Here is a 13,872-nt window from a genome sequence, read left to right as displayed (position 1 = left end):
TTTCTTGCTGAGACGACATAATGTTCGCCTCGACAAGTCAAAAGTGCATTTATAACAATATTGCGCTAAGTAGTCTTCCACCTCCCACCGACGTGGTTCCGCCTACCGTACACGAGCACCGCTGGCCATCTACCCGATGGCCAGAGCGGTGCTCGTGTACTGCTTGTCGTTATTAAAACTACTACGGAGTAATTGTTACAATGGCATTTAAAGAAAAAATTGGCGTGCGCAGCGTACGCCTGGCCCTGACCGTTCTGGCAGGTAGCGTCTTGTTCTCTGGCCAATCCATGGCGGACGAAGCAATTCAAAAAGTTGAAATTACCGGTTCGAGTATCAAGCGTATCGCTGTCGAAGGCGCCTTGCCTGTGCAGCGCCTGACGCAAGAAGCGATCGCCAAATCGGGCGCCACTTCGGTAGCCGACCTGATCCAGGCCCTGCCAGCCATGCAAGGCTTCACCATCGGCGCAGTCGCAGCAGGTTCCGACTCGGGTGGCAATACCAGTGCTTCGCTGCACGGTATCGGCGAAACCTACACCCTGGTACTGCTGAATGGCCGCCGCATCGCGCCACAAGGCTCCGGCACCACGGTCAACCTGAACGCCATTCCGATGAGCGCCGTTGAGCGCGTCGAAATCCTGACCGACGGCGCTTCGGCCCTGTACGGCTCGGACGCCATCGCCGGCGTACTGAACTTCATCCTGAAGAAAAACCAGCAAGGCGCCACCCTGGAAGCCACCTACGGCGGTCCGGAAGACAAGGGCGGCAACGCCTGGAACACCAGCGTCACCTATGGTTTCGGCGACCTGGACGAAGACCGTTTCAACGTGCTGGTATCGTACCGCCACGATGAGCAGTCGAAACTGATCGCGACCGACCGCGATTTCGCCAATACCTCTTTCCTGAAATTCAAACGCGGCGGCAACAACTACATCTGGGACCGCACCAGCACCTCGGCATCGCCAGCAGGCGCCACCGTAGCCTACAAAACGAAGAACAGCGCATCGACTTCCTTCACGCCTTACTTGCGTCAAAACGGAAATTGCCCTGACGATTCCTTCGTCACGACCGGCAATTCACGCGCTTGCGGCTTCGACACGGGTTCCACCGTGGAAATCGTGCCGCAATCGAAACGCGACAGCCTGTTTTCCAAAGCAACGTACAAGCTCAATGACAGCCTGAACGCGTTCGCCGAACTGGCCTACTCGCGCTACGACCTGACGGCGCGTATCGCCGCCAACCCGATCCCCATCTCGATCGCGCAAACGGTAAAGAACCCTAAAACCAACCTTGACGAGCTGGTGTTCAACAATCCAGCTGCCTACGCGAAATACGTGCAACCTTACCTGACGCCCGCGCAACAGGGCGATCTCAAATCGGTCACGGCCAACTACCGCAGCACCGACTTCGGTTTGCGCGCAAGCCAGACCATTACCCAAACCAAACACATGGTGGTTGGCGTGGAAGGCGAACTGGGCGCGTGGAACTTCGAAAGCGGCCTGACCTGGTCGCAAAACTCGATCGACGAGCGTTACACGGGCGGCTACGCGACAAATCAGGGCTTCAATGCGATCCTGGCCAATCCGGATTTCGATGCGTTCGCGTTGGGCCAAAAGCCATCCGTGCAAGCGCAAGTCGCCGGCGCGCAGTTCGTCGGCTCCGTGCGTACCGCATCGACCACGATGCGCGGCGTCGACACGCACGGTTCGCGTGAACTGTTCTCCTTGCCAGGCGGCAAGGCCAGCCTGGGTATCGGCGGCGACTACCGCACCTACCGCTATGAGCAGTCGCCAGGCGCCACCGGTGACGATATCTACAGCTTCAACACGAAAGCTTCCTACGACATGAGCCGCGACACCTACGGCGCGTTCGTCGAGTTGCTGGCTCCTCTGACCAAGTCGTTCGAAATGACCGTCGGTGGCCGTTACGATGCTGTCAAGGCGATCGATGACAAGCTGAACAGCAAAACTGTCGGTAAAAAAGACAGCGCCAATACCTACAAGGTATCGGCACGCTGGCAGCCGGTACAAACCGTGCTGATCCGCGGCTCCTACGGCACGGGCTTCAAGGCGCCAAGCATGCTGGACATCGCTCAGCCACTGGTCAATGCCGGCTTTACCGCCAAGAAATTTACCTGCCCATACCCAGGTACCGAGTTCTGCCGCGGCGAACCAATTCAATACAACGCCGTATCGGAAGGCAATCCAGAACTGCAGTCGGAAAAATCGAAACAGTTCACCCTGGGCTTCCGTGTTGAGCCTAGCTCGGCCTTCTCGTTCGGCGCCGACCTGTGGGATGTGAAACTGCGCAATGCCGTCTCGGAAATCACCGAAGATCAGGCATTTGGCGATCCGGTCAAGTATGCGACAAGCTTCGATTACTACAAGGAGCCATCGACCGGCAATACCTACTACGCGTTCAAGAAACTGTCGGTCAACGTCGGCAAGAAGGAATACCGTGGTATCGACTGGGATCTGTCGGCCAACCACAAGTTTTCCTTCGGTAAGCTGACCGCCCAATTGAGCGGTACGCACATGTTGCACGCGAACTACACCAAGGCAGGCAGCAACAACGTGTTCACCAGCAACATGAACTTCTTCGGCGACACCAACGAAGTCACGTTCCGCAACCTGATGAAGCTGACGACGACCCTGGATACGGGCCGCCTGAGCAACACGGTAACGGTCAACTACCGTAACGGCTACACCGATGCGGCAGCAAGCGTGTACAACGAGGACACCAAAACCAAAATAGACGACTTCCGCCTGCAAGTACCGTCGTACACGACGTTCGACTGGCAAGCACGTTTCGCCTTTGACAAGCAAACCACGATCCGCGCAGGCATCAAAAACCTGTTCGACCGTGCACCGCCGCTGTCGCTGCGCGCTTCGTCGGGCCACCAGGTTGGTTTCGACCCACGCTACGCCGATCCAATGATGCGTTCGTTCTACATCACCGGCAACTACAAGTTCTAATTTGACGTTGTGAATTAGCTTGTCCGAAAGCGCCTTGCACTTCACCGTGCAAGGCGCTTTTTTTATCTTTTCGCAATCCACAGGCGAAAAAAAAGGAGCCGCAGCTCCTTTTTCGTACCGGCATGGCTGCGCTTATGCAGTCGCTTCGCCGCCCAGGGCTTCGACCACGTCGGCCATCAGCTTGCTCAACTCGCCCGTCATCAGCATCACGTCGCCGTCGAAACGCTCTTCGTCGTTCTTCGTGCTCGATTCCGTTTCCTTGATCACGTCCAGCGGCTTGACGCTCTTGATGGCCAGCGATTCCGTCAGCACGAACGAAATCTTGTCGTTCCACGTCATGGCCAGGCGCGTGCACTGCTTGCCGGCCGCGATGTGGCGGCGCACGTCGTCCGCTTCCAGGGTGTGGCGCACGTAGCGCACGGTGGCCTTGCTCTCGCCCGTGGCGCGCAATTCCGTATCCATGTCGACCGTGAAGCCGGCCGGCGCATCGTCCGCCTGCAGCCATTCCGTCATCACCGCCACGGGCGAGCGCTGCACGCGCAGGCTTTCCAGCGGCAATTTATCCACGGCCTTGAGCAGCAGCTTGATGACTTCATCGGCTTTCGCCGGGCTGGCGGCATCGACCACCAGCCAGCCATTGACGGGGTCGATCCACGTCCAGACGTTGCTGCGGATGCTGAAGGCGCGCGGCAACAGCTCGTCGGCCACGCGTTCCTTCAATTCCTTCATGGCTTTCTTGCCTGGTGCAAAGCCTTGCGCTTCTTCCATCTCGGCAGCGCGGGCCTTGGCCACCTGGTTGATGACGGTCGCTGGCAACAGTTTCTTTTCCGTACCCAGCAAGATCAGCATCTGCTTGTTGACCACGTGGACCAGGCCGCCGTTCGGGCGCGGCGTATCCCAGCCCTGGCGCATCAGATCCATGCTGGTCGCCGGCGTAAATTTGTTCGAGGACAAGGCCTCTTCCAGTTGTTCTGGCGTATAGGCCCATGGTGCGGGCAGGCGGTAAATCTGAAGATTCTTGAACCACATAGTTTTTGTCTTCCGTTTGTTTCAGTAGTGCCAGGGGAACGCCATTCTACACTTTCGACACGGGAATGCCGTCAAAAGCGCGGACTGGCGCGGTGTTGTTGATGCGTGGGGAATGCCGCTACAGGGCGGGAAACAGCTCCGCCTGGGCCGGCGCCTGCCGCATCACGATGGCCGGATCGGACAAGGTCGAGATGCGCACGCCCAGCAGGCGGATTTTCTTTTCAAATGGCACACGCCGCAAGCAATCGCGGCTGGCCCGCAGGATGGCGGCGGCGTCCGCCGTGGCGCTGGGCAAGGTGATGTCGCGCGTGACGGTGCTGAAATCCTCGAAACGCAGCTTGATGCCCACCGTGCGCCCCGCCAGCGACTGCTTGTCCAGGTCGCCCGCCACGCGCGTGCACAGGCTTTCCAGCTTTTCCGACAGCGTGGCGCGGTCGCGCACCACCTGCAAGTCGCGCTCGAACGTCGTTTCGCGGCTGACGGACTTGGTTTCCCGGCTCGTCTGCACGGGCCGCTCGTCGATGCCCAGCGCCGCCTGGCGCAGCCAGCCCGTGTACAGGTCGCCAAACTGCGTGCGCAGCATGGCCAGGTCGGCTTGCGCCAGCTCGCCGATGGTGATGATGCCCAGGGCTTCCAGCTTGGCCGTCGCCTTCGGGCCGATGCCGTTGATCTTTTTCGCCGGCAAGGGCCACACGCGCGTGGCGATATCCTCGGGCGACAAAATGGTGAGTCCGTCGGGTTTTTCCAGGTCGGAACAGATTTTCGCCAGCAATTTGTTGGGCGCCAGGCCAATCGAGCACGACAGGCCCGTCGCCTCGAACACGGCCGCCTTCAGGCGCGCTGCCATGGCCGGCGCCTGCTCGCCATGTTCCGTCAGGTCGACATAGATTTCATCGATGCCCACGTTCTGGATGATGGGGCACAACTGGGCCACGGCTTGCTTGAAGCGGGCCGAATACTCGCGGTAGGCCTCGAAATCGGCCGGCAGCAGGATGCTGTCGGGCGCCAGCCTGGCCGCCTTCATGATGCCCATGGCGGAAAACACGCCAAACGCGCGCGCCGCGTAGGTCGACGTGGTGACGACGCCGCGCCCCACGTAGTCGCGCATGCGCGCAAATTGCCGCGTGCCGTCAATCTGCAGCACGGGCTGCTGCAGGCGCCCGCCGCCGATGACGACGGCTTCGCCGCGCAATTCCGGATATTTCAACAGTTCCACGGACGCGAAGAAGGCATCCATGTCCAGGTGGGCGATCCAGCGGCGCGCGGCGGGTGCTTCGGCAAGTGTGGGGGCAGATGGAATCAAAAAACACCTCGCGGCGGATCGGCTTGCCTTCATTGCGGCAAGATACTGTGCATGCATACAGTATTACCGGAAATGGGCCGGGATGCAAGTTGAAACGCACGGGACCCGATGGCGACGATCAGCGGTTGCTTTTCCCAATAGCAAGATTACAATCCTGACACAACTATTCAAAGGAGTTGCCTTGTCTACAGCACATCATGCCTTGCGTCGCCGGTCCGTCTGGTCATCCATCCTGCCGGCCCTGCTACTGTCCACGCTGGCGCCATCCGCGCTGGCAGCCGACACCACCACCACCATCGCCACGGCCGTCGCTCCCGTCGCCGCCAAGACGGCCTGGCAAGAAACGCGCCACGGCACGGTCGTCACGGACGACTACCGCTGGCTGCAAAAGAAAGCCGATCCTGCCGTGATCGACTACCTGAATGCGGAAAACGCCTACACGGCAGCCGTCACGGCGCCGATCCAGCCGCTGGCCGACAAGGTAACGGCGGAAGTCAAGGGACGCATGCAGGAAGTGGACTTGTCCGTGCCTGCGCGCCAGGGCAATTTCTACTATTACACGCGCATGGAAGCGGGCAAGCAATATCCGATTCACTGCCGCCGCCCCGTCGGCGCCAGCGGCGCCTATGATGCGCAGGCGGCAGAGGAAGTCTTGCTGGACCAGAATCAATTGGCCGAAGGCCACAAATTCTTTGCCGTGCGCGCCTTCAGCATCAGCCCGAATGAACAGTTGCTGGCCTACACCACCGACACGACGGGTTTCCGCCAGTACGAGCTGCACGTCAAGGATTTGAAAACGGGCAAGTTGCTGGGCGACAGCATGCCGCGCGTGACATCGCTGGCCTGGGCGGCGGATAACGCCACCCTGATGCTGGCGCAGGAAGATGCCACCACCAAGCGCTCGGACCGCTTGTTCCGCCTGGCCCTGGGCGGTGCGCCGCAACAGGTCTACCACGAGCCTGTGGAGCAGTTCGCCATCAACGTGGGCCGCACGCGCGACAAGCAATTCTTCGTGCTCACCTCGGGCAGCACGGACACGAGCGAAGTGCTGCTGCTGCCAACGAGCAAGCCGCAAGGCACGTTCCAATCCGTGCTGAAACGTGAAAAAGGCCACCGCTACGGCATCGAGCACCGCGACGGCCAGTTGTATATTCTGACCAACAAGGGGGCGAAGAATTTCCGTGTCGTCAGCGCGCCGCTGTCTGCGCCGCAGCCGAAGAACTGGAAGCCCGTCGTGCCGCATAACAAGGATGCCGTGATCCAGTCCATCGACGTCTTCCAGGGTTACCTGGTGGTGATGGAAAAGGCACGCTCCCTGAACCGCGCCCGCATCTTTGATTTTGCGCAAAAGAACTGGAAGGCAGTGCAATTCGACGACCCCGTCTACCTGGCCACGGCGGCTGGCACGCCGGAATTTTCCGCCACGCAGTTTCGCATGTCCTACCAGTCTCCCGTCACGCCGCCCACCGTCATCGACGTCAGCATGCAGGACGGCAAGCGCACGGTGCTGAAGCAGCAGGAAATCGTCGGCGGCTTCGACAGCAGCCGCTACACCACGCAGCGCTTGTGGGTGAAGGCGCGCGATGGCGTGCAAGTGCCGCTGTGGGTCGTCTACAAGAAAGGCGTCAAGCTCGACGGTTCAGCGCCGCTGCTGCTGTACTCGTACGGCTCCTACGGCATTTCCACGGAAGCCACTTTTTCCATCAGCCGCATCAGCCTGCTGGAACGGGGCGTCATCTATGCGCAGGCGCATATCCGCGGCGGCACCGACATGGGCGAAGCCTGGCATGAAGACGGCATGCTGATGAAGAAGAAAAACACCTTCAATGACTTCATCGACAGCGCCGACTACCTGGTGCGCGAAAAATGGACCAGCCCGAACCGCCTCATCATCCAGGGCGGCAGCGCGGGCGGCTTGCTGATGGGCGCCGTCGTCAACATGCGCCCCGACCTGTTCCACGCCGTGCACGCGGCCGTACCGTTTGTCGACGTGATGAACACCATGATGGACGCCAGCCTGCCCCTGACGACGGGCGAGTACCTGGAATGGGGCGACCCGAACCAGAAGGCCGCATACGACTACATGCTCAGCTACTCGCCGTATGACAACATTGCGCGCAAGAACTATCCCGCCATGCTGGTGACGACGGGCCTGAACGACAGCCAGGTCATGTACTGGGAACCGGCAAAATATGTGGCCAAACTGCGCGCCTATAAAACGGACAGCAATCCCCTGCTGCTGAAAACGAATATGGGTGCCGGCCACGGCGGCGCGTCGGGCCGCTATAACGCCATCGCCGAGAATGCGTTCAATATGGCGTGGATGCTGTCGCAATGGGGCATCACGGAATAGGAGCCCTGAGAAAAAGCCCATGGCAGCGTTACATTGCCCTGCACTTTTTTCAGATGCTCCCAACCGCATTCGGGCAATAATGTGAAAAAAGCGCTTGCACAAGGATTTTACCCGTCCTATAATAGCGCCTCTTCCAGACGTGGTGACAAACGTCGGGATGGTTTTCTGAGACAAGCAACGGGTGCTTAGCTCAGTTGGTAGAGCGGCGCCCTTACAAGGCGTAGGTCGGGAGTTCGAGCCTCTCAGCACCCACCAAATCAGAAAACTGTCCAGTGCTTCATGGATCAGCAATACAGATCATACGAGCTTGGAGTGGTAGTTCAGTTGGTTAGAATACCGGCCTGTCACGTCGGGGGTCGCGGGTTCGAGTCCCGTCCGCTCCGCCAATAAAAGAAAAGCCCTTTGGTTCCTGGAACCGAAGGGCTTTTCCCATTTCAGAAGCCAAAAACACGTCCATCCCCCCTCGCCTGAACATTTTTGCGCTTTTCAGCAAAAAAACTGCCATTCCCCCTCAAGAATAGTTGCACAAGCACGATAGCGCCCCCTATAATAGTGCCTCTTCCAGACGTGGTGACAAACGTCGGGATAGTTTTCTGGGTATGCGGGTGCTTAGCTCAGTTGGTAGAGCGGCGCCCTTACAAGGCGTAGGTCGGGAGTTCGAGCCTCTCAGCACCCACCACCAAACAGAAAATTATCCAGTGCTTCATGGATCAGCAACACAGATCATACGAGCTTGGAGTGGTAGTTCAGTTGGTTAGAATACCGGCCTGTCACGTCGGGGGTCGCGGGTTCGAGTCCCGTCCGCTCCGCCAATAAAAGAAAAGCCCTTTGGTTCCTGGAACCGAAGGGCTTTTCCCATTGTGGGGTCAGACCCTCAACACCGCCAACGTCAAGCTCAAAGCTAACTTATCCGGGGGCCTGACCCCGGCTGTTAGAATCGGCGCTACCCTGACTCCGTTCCTGCCTGATGCGCCTGCCCCGCAGCTTTTCCCCCTACCTCGCCCTGCGCTTGCGCCTGGCCCATCATGCTTTGCTGCAATTTGCCGCCAGCCTGGCCAGTTCGATGGAAATTCTCGTGTTCCTGGCCGGTCCCGTCCTGCTGGGCCTGCTCAGCGTCATCGCCCTGCCGGGATTTCTCGCCATGAACCTGCCCTGGCCAGCGGCCCTGAGCTTGCTGGCGGCGCAAATGCTGCTGACATGCCTGCCCGCCTGGCTGCTGCGCAAGCGATTGTTGCCTGCCGCCACCGCCGCGTGGCTGCGCCAGCTGCCCTTGCCGCGCCACCTGCGCTGGCAAGCCGACATCGCCGTGGCCGGCCTGCTGATGCTGCCGCTGGGCCTCGCCTATGCCGTCTCGGCCACCATCTGGCTGCTGCAGTCGCCGCCCTGGCTGCGCCCCATTGCCGCGCCCGGCATGGCCGCCACCCTCGCCGTCTGGCTGCTGGCGTGGCTGCTAACGGCGCGCATCGTGGCGCAACGCCTGCGCGCGCCGCGGCCCGCCCACAGGGCGCGTGCGCCCACGATGACGGCGTATGTGCCGCAACGGCCCCGCTGGCGTACGATATTCCTGTGGCGCCAGCTGTTCTGGCTGCCGTTCTGGCGCAATGAAAATGTGATCGGCCTGCAGCAAAGCGTGCTGCTGGCCACTGCCGGCGCCAGCATGCTGGCCTGGCTGCTGCGCGCACCGCTCGTGCCCGCGCCGCTGCTCGGTTTGCTGGCCAGCGCCAGCCTGGTCATCGTGACGGACCGGGGCGACAAGGCCGTGCGCGAACAGATCGCCGTGCTGCGCCCCGCATTGAACGCCTGGCCCCTGGCCAGCACGACCTTGACGCGCCTGGCCTGCGCCGCCAGCCTGCTCCCCGCCTTTGCCGTGCTGCTGGGCGCTGGCGTCTTGCTGTATTGCATCGATCCCGCCGCCCTGCAGCGGCGCGTGACCTGCGTCTACGCCCTCACCGCCAGCGCGGCCCTGCTGGCCATCGTCGGCCTGTCCCGCCTGACGCCGCGCGGGCGCGTCACCCTCGTCGTTTTCTCCATCCTTGCCTTGAGCGCCATCGGAAGCGAACTATGGAATTGAACCTGCCTACTCCCGTGCTGCACCTCGAGCACCTCGATTTTCACTTCCCCACGCACAGCGTCTTCCAGGGCTACAACCAGCAATTCGGCCCCGGCGTCACCTGGCTGCGCGGCGCGAACGGCGCCGGCAAGACAACCCTGCTGAAACTGGCGGGCGGCGCCCTGCTGCCCGCGCGCGGCGCCATCCGCCTCGATGACATCGACAGCGTCGCCATGCCGCTGGCCTACCGTGCCCAGACCTTCTATTGCGGCGGCGACACGCCCGCCCTGCCCTGGCTGCAAGTGCACGAGTTTCTCGACCTGCACCTGGCCCTGTACCCAGGCAGCGACCAATCGCTGCTGAACGCGGAACTGCACGCCTTTGCCATGACATCAACCTTGCAGCAAAGCATCACCGCCCTCTCGCTGGGCCAGCATAAAAAGCTGCAACTGGCCCTGGCCCTGGCCTTGCCCGTGCGCCTGCTGCTGATCGACGAACCGTTCAACGGCCTCGACGCGGCCGCCATGACCCACCTGCGCGCGCGCCTGGCCGAGCCGTCCCGCCTGGCGCGCCAATGCATCGTGCTGACCAGCCATTTGGCGCCGGACGTGCCGCTGGCGGCGACACTGGAAATATAGACAGGAAATACAGCTTTGCAGATCGACCAAGGACAGCTTACGATGCCGTGTTGCAAAAACCGGCGATCCCGGTGCAGCCATTACCCATAACACGGCGCGCTTATTCACCGCGCCTGGCTTATTCTTGGAGATTACTATGTTGAACACCCACCGCCGCGCCCTGGCGATTTTGTGCGCCGCCTTCGCCACCTCGGCCATCGCCGCCGGCCCCACGGGCACGGCTACCGACTATGGCAGCAGCGCCCCGCACGCCGCTGCCCAGCGCACCATCGAGCTGCAGGCCGACGCCCGCCACATCAACGTCACGCACGGCGAAACCGTCACCATCGCGCGCGCCGGCCAGCGTTTTACGTGGCACGTGCACACCTTCAACAACAGGACCGTCTTCGCCCTGGCCGACATCGCGCCGAAGGACATGCCCGTCGATGGCATCCAGGTGTATGTGGCCGGCAATCCGCTGTACGCGGGCAGCTAAGTTTCTTCTGTGCATAAAAAAACCGGAACCCCCTTGCAGCAGTTCCGGTTTTTTCTTGATACGGCTCAATAGTTACGCCGTCAGTGCTTCCTTGGCGGCAGACTCTTCGACCACTTCCTCGTCGTCCGAGCGGATCAGGTGGTCAAAGGCGGACAGGGCTGCCTTGGCGCCTTCGCCGGTGGCGATGATGATCTGCTTGTACGGCACCGTGGTGACGTCGCCGGCCGCAAACACGCCGGGGATCGAGGTCTGGCCGCGGGCATCGACTTCGATTTCGCCGTGGCGCGACAACGCTACCGTGCCTTTCAGCCATTCCGTGTTCGGCACCAGGCCGATTTGCACGAAGACGCCTTCCAGCTCGACCTTCTTCGATTCGCCGCTGACCCGGTCCGTGTAGCTCAGGCCATTGACGATCTTACCGTCGCCGTGGATCTCGGTGGTTTGCGCCGAGGTGATCACGGTCACGTTAGGCAGGCTGTGCAGCTTGCGTTGCAGCACCGCATCGGCGCGCAATTCCGCGCCGAACTCGATCAGGGTCACGTGTTTCACGAGGCCGGCCAGGTCAATCGCCGCTTCCACGCCCGAGTTGCCGCCGCCGATCACGGCCACGCGCTTGCCCTTGAACAGCGGGCCATCGCAGTGCGGGCAGTAGGCGACACCGTGGTTGCGGTATTCCTTCTCGCCCGGCACGTTGATTTCGCGCCAGCGGGCGCCGGTGGCCAGGATGACGGTCTTGGCTTTCAGGATCGCGCCATTCGCCGTTTCGATCTGCACCAATTTGCCCGGCGTCAATTTCGCGGCGCGCTGGGTGTTCATGATGTCGACTTCGTATTCCTTGACGTGCTGTTCCAGCGCCATGGCGAACTTCGGACCATCCGTTTCCTTGACGGAAATAAAGTTTTCGATGGCAAGGGTGTCGAGCACCTGGCCGCCGAAACGCTCGGCCAGCACGCCCGTCTTGATGCCTTTGCGGGCCGCGTAGATGGCCGCTGCCGCGCCGGCAGGGCCGCCGCCGACGATCAGCACGTCGAACACGTCTTTCTTGTTCAGCGCTTCCGCCTGGCGGGCGCCGGCGTTGGTGTCGAGCTTGGCGAGGATTTCCTCGACATTCGTGCGACCCTGGCCGAAGTGTTCACCATTCAGGAACATCATCGGCACGGCCATGATCTGGCGCGCTTCCACTTCTTGCGGGAACACGCCGCCATCGATGGTGGTGACCTTGATGCGCGGGTTGATCACGGCCATGGCATTCAATGCCTGCACCACTTCCGGGCAATTATGGCAGGAGAGCGAAATAAACGTTTCAAATTCGTAATCGCCGTCGAGGTTGCGGATCTGCTCGATCACGGCATCGTCGAACTTGATGGTGTGGCCGCCCACTTGCAGCAGCGCCAGCACCAGCGAGGTAAATTCATGGCCCAGCGGCACGCCGGCGAAACGCACGCCGATATCGGTGCCTGGGCGGTTGATGCTGAACGACGGGGTCCGTACGCCAGCGTCAGTGCGCTCGACCAGCGTGATCTTGTCGCTCAACAGGACTATTTCCTGGAGCAATTCTTTCATCTCGCGGGCTTTTGCGCTGTCATCGAGAGAAGCGACCAACTCAAGCGGATACACCACTTTTTCCAGGTAGGATTTCAGTTGGGTTTTGAGGGTGGCGTCTAACATGATGTTTTCCTTTTCTACAAATATTTAGGCGAATGCCGGGCCGGACACCCGGTCCGGCATCGCGGTAACTACTTGTTTGCTGCTAGATGTTGCAAGGTTTCAAGACTTAGATCTTGCCAACCAGGTCCAGCGATGGGGTCAGGGTCGCTGCGCCTTCCGTCCATTTGGCTGGGCACACTTCGCCTGGGTGGTTCGCCACGTACTGAGCGGCTTTGACTTTGCGCAACAGTTCCGCTGCGTCACGGCCGATGCCGTTGTCATGCACTTCCAGCACTTTGATGAAGCCGTCAGGATTAATGACGAAGGTACCGCGCAGTGCCAGGCCTTCTTCTTCGATCATGACTTCGAAGTTGCGCGACAGGGCGCCGGTTGGGTCGCCGATCAGTGCGTATTGCACTTTCTTGATCGCGTCCGAGGTGTCGTGCCAGGCTTTGTGCGCGAAGTGGGTATCGGTCGAGATACCGTAGACATCGACGCCCAGTTTCTGGAATTCAGCGTGGTGATCGGCCAGATCTTCCAGTTCGGTTGGGCAAACGAAGGTGAAGTCGGCTGGGTAGAAGACGAATACCGACCACTTGCCTTTCAGCGACGCTTCCGTCAGGTCGACGAATTTGCCATTGTGGTAAGCGGTTGCCTTGAATGGTTTAACTTGGGTATTGATCAGCGACATAGTCATTTCCTCTCGTGTGGTGAATCAGTAAGACTCTAGTGTAAGGGGTTTTAATCCATATGCAAAATTGATTGTCACAATAGTTTCAATTAGTTTTAGCTATCATGACGCCATGGGAACTCCATGATAGGCAGTTCCCACGGGATTGGATAGCGGTGACAGTGGATACCCCTGCCGCCGCCAGGTGTTCAGTTCTTAATTCTTCAGCTCTTCCGGTACCTTGCCGCCGTTTTCCGCCAGCTTGATCATCACCTGGCGGTGCAGCCAGATATTCATGCTGGCCGAATCGTTGGTGTCACCCGTGAAATGCAGCTCTTGTGCCAGTTCCTTGCGCGAAGCCAGGCTGCTGTCCAGTTGAAGCAGTTTCATCAGGTCAACGATGGACGTGCGCCAATTGAGTTTTTCCGCGTTCTTGCTGGCCAGGTCGACCAGCACCACTTCCACGTCCACCACCGGCACGGCAGCCGCTGGTGCAGCGGCCGGTGCGGCGGCCGCTGGCGCGTCGGTAGCGGCGGCTGGCGTGGCTGCCGGGGCAGCGTCGGACGAATGGTGGAAGATCTTGTTGTAGATATTGCTGAAAATGCCCATGAGGTCACCTCGAGTTGAGTGAATGGAAGAAATACTGCCTGCGCTCCCGGTGTAGGTACCGGTGACAGCAAAGCCGGGCGCAGGCGCCAGCCCGTCGAGTATAAGCCCGTTCAAGCCGGGAGCCCT

General features: G+C 60.5%; 10 protein-coding genes and 4 tRNA genes. 9 read left to right on the top strand and 5 right to left on the bottom strand.

The window, feature by feature from the left end; genetic code table 11:
* The first annotated feature begins 287 nt into the window (after positions 1-287).
* Positions 288-2,972: a TonB-dependent receptor gene (locus CLU94_RS14500; RefSeq protein WP_257218815.1), complete on the top strand. Its 2,685-nt coding sequence runs from the start codon at positions 288-290 to the stop codon at positions 2,970-2,972.
* 132 nt (positions 2,973-3,104) lie between these two features.
* Here the strand turns inward: CLU94_RS14500 and CLU94_RS14495 are convergent, their stop codons facing one another.
* A complete protein-coding gene (locus CLU94_RS14495; protein WP_034754435.1) occupies positions 3,105-4,001 on the bottom strand; it encodes a recombination-associated protein RdgC in 897 nt (298 codons plus the stop codon).
* A 118-nt stretch (positions 4,002-4,119) separates the two neighbouring features.
* Positions 4,120-5,304 carry a DNA polymerase IV gene (gene dinB / locus CLU94_RS14490; RefSeq protein WP_257218814.1) on the bottom strand — a complete coding sequence of 395 codons (1,185 nt, stop codon included), beginning with the start codon at positions 5,302-5,304 and terminating at the stop codon, positions 4,120-4,122.
* A 181-nt stretch (positions 5,305-5,485) separates the two neighbouring features.
* On the opposite strand from dinB, the gene CLU94_RS14485 reads away from it, so the two are divergent.
* The 8 genes from CLU94_RS14485 (at position 5,486) to CLU94_RS14450 (ending at position 10,820) form a co-directional block, all read left to right on the top strand.
* Positions 5,486-7,657, top strand: a complete 2,172-nt coding sequence (locus CLU94_RS14485; protein WP_099666113.1) for a S9 family peptidase — start codon at positions 5,486-5,488, stop codon at positions 7,655-7,657.
* Positions 7,658-7,836: 179 nt separating this feature from the next.
* A tRNA-Val gene (locus CLU94_RS14480) sits at positions 7,837-7,912 on the top strand.
* A gap of 54 nt (positions 7,913-7,966) precedes the next feature.
* Positions 7,967-8,043 (top strand) — tRNA-Asp (locus CLU94_RS14475).
* Positions 8,044-8,260: 217 nt separating this feature from the next.
* Positions 8,261-8,336, top strand: a tRNA-Val gene (locus CLU94_RS14470).
* Between the two features lie 56 nt (positions 8,337-8,392).
* Positions 8,393-8,469: transfer RNA gene (locus CLU94_RS14465), tRNA-Asp, on the top strand.
* Between the two features lie 155 nt (positions 8,470-8,624).
* Positions 8,625-9,728, top strand: coding sequence for a hypothetical protein (locus CLU94_RS14460; RefSeq protein WP_257218813.1), 1,104 nt, complete (start codon positions 8,625-8,627; stop codon positions 9,726-9,728).
* Entirely contained in the window at positions 9,719-10,345 is a 627-nt protein-coding gene (locus CLU94_RS14455; RefSeq protein WP_099666112.1) for an ATP-binding cassette domain-containing protein, read from the top strand. Before CLU94_RS14460 ends, CLU94_RS14455 begins: the two co-directional genes overlap by 10 nt.
* 136 nt (positions 10,346-10,481) lie before the next feature.
* The gene (locus CLU94_RS14450; protein ID WP_099666111.1) at positions 10,482-10,820 is read left to right on the top strand and encodes a CzcE family metal-binding protein; all 339 of its coding nucleotides are present in this window, start codon (positions 10,482-10,484) and stop codon (positions 10,818-10,820) included.
* Between the two features lie 72 nt (positions 10,821-10,892).
* Here CLU94_RS14450 and ahpF read toward each other — a convergent pair whose 3' ends face one another.
* The 3 genes from ahpF to CLU94_RS14435 all read right to left on the bottom strand — a co-directional run bounded on the left by ahpF (position 10,893) and on the right by CLU94_RS14435 (position 13,746).
* Positions 10,893-12,488, bottom strand: coding sequence for an alkyl hydroperoxide reductase subunit F (ahpF, locus tag CLU94_RS14445; RefSeq protein WP_099666110.1), 1,596 nt, complete (start codon positions 12,486-12,488; stop codon positions 10,893-10,895).
* A 106-nt stretch (positions 12,489-12,594) separates the two neighbouring features.
* Positions 12,595-13,158 (bottom strand): alkyl hydroperoxide reductase subunit C, encoded by a 564-nt coding sequence (ahpC, locus tag CLU94_RS14440; RefSeq protein ID WP_077398190.1) that lies wholly within the window; start codon positions 13,156-13,158, stop codon positions 12,595-12,597.
* A gap of 195 nt (positions 13,159-13,353) precedes the next feature.
* Positions 13,354-13,746, bottom strand: a complete 393-nt coding sequence (locus tag CLU94_RS14435; protein WP_099666109.1) for a DUF3597 domain-containing protein — start codon at positions 13,744-13,746, stop codon at positions 13,354-13,356.
* Between the last annotated feature and the right edge of the window lie 126 nt (positions 13,747-13,872).

Source organism: Janthinobacterium sp. 13 (assembly GCF_002749695.1).
Lineage (GTDB): Bacteria > Pseudomonadota > Gammaproteobacteria > Burkholderiales > Burkholderiaceae_D > Janthinobacterium > Janthinobacterium kumbetense.
The sequence above is the reverse complement of the archived record's forward strand: the minus strand, read 5'-3'. Positions and strand labels throughout refer to the sequence as shown.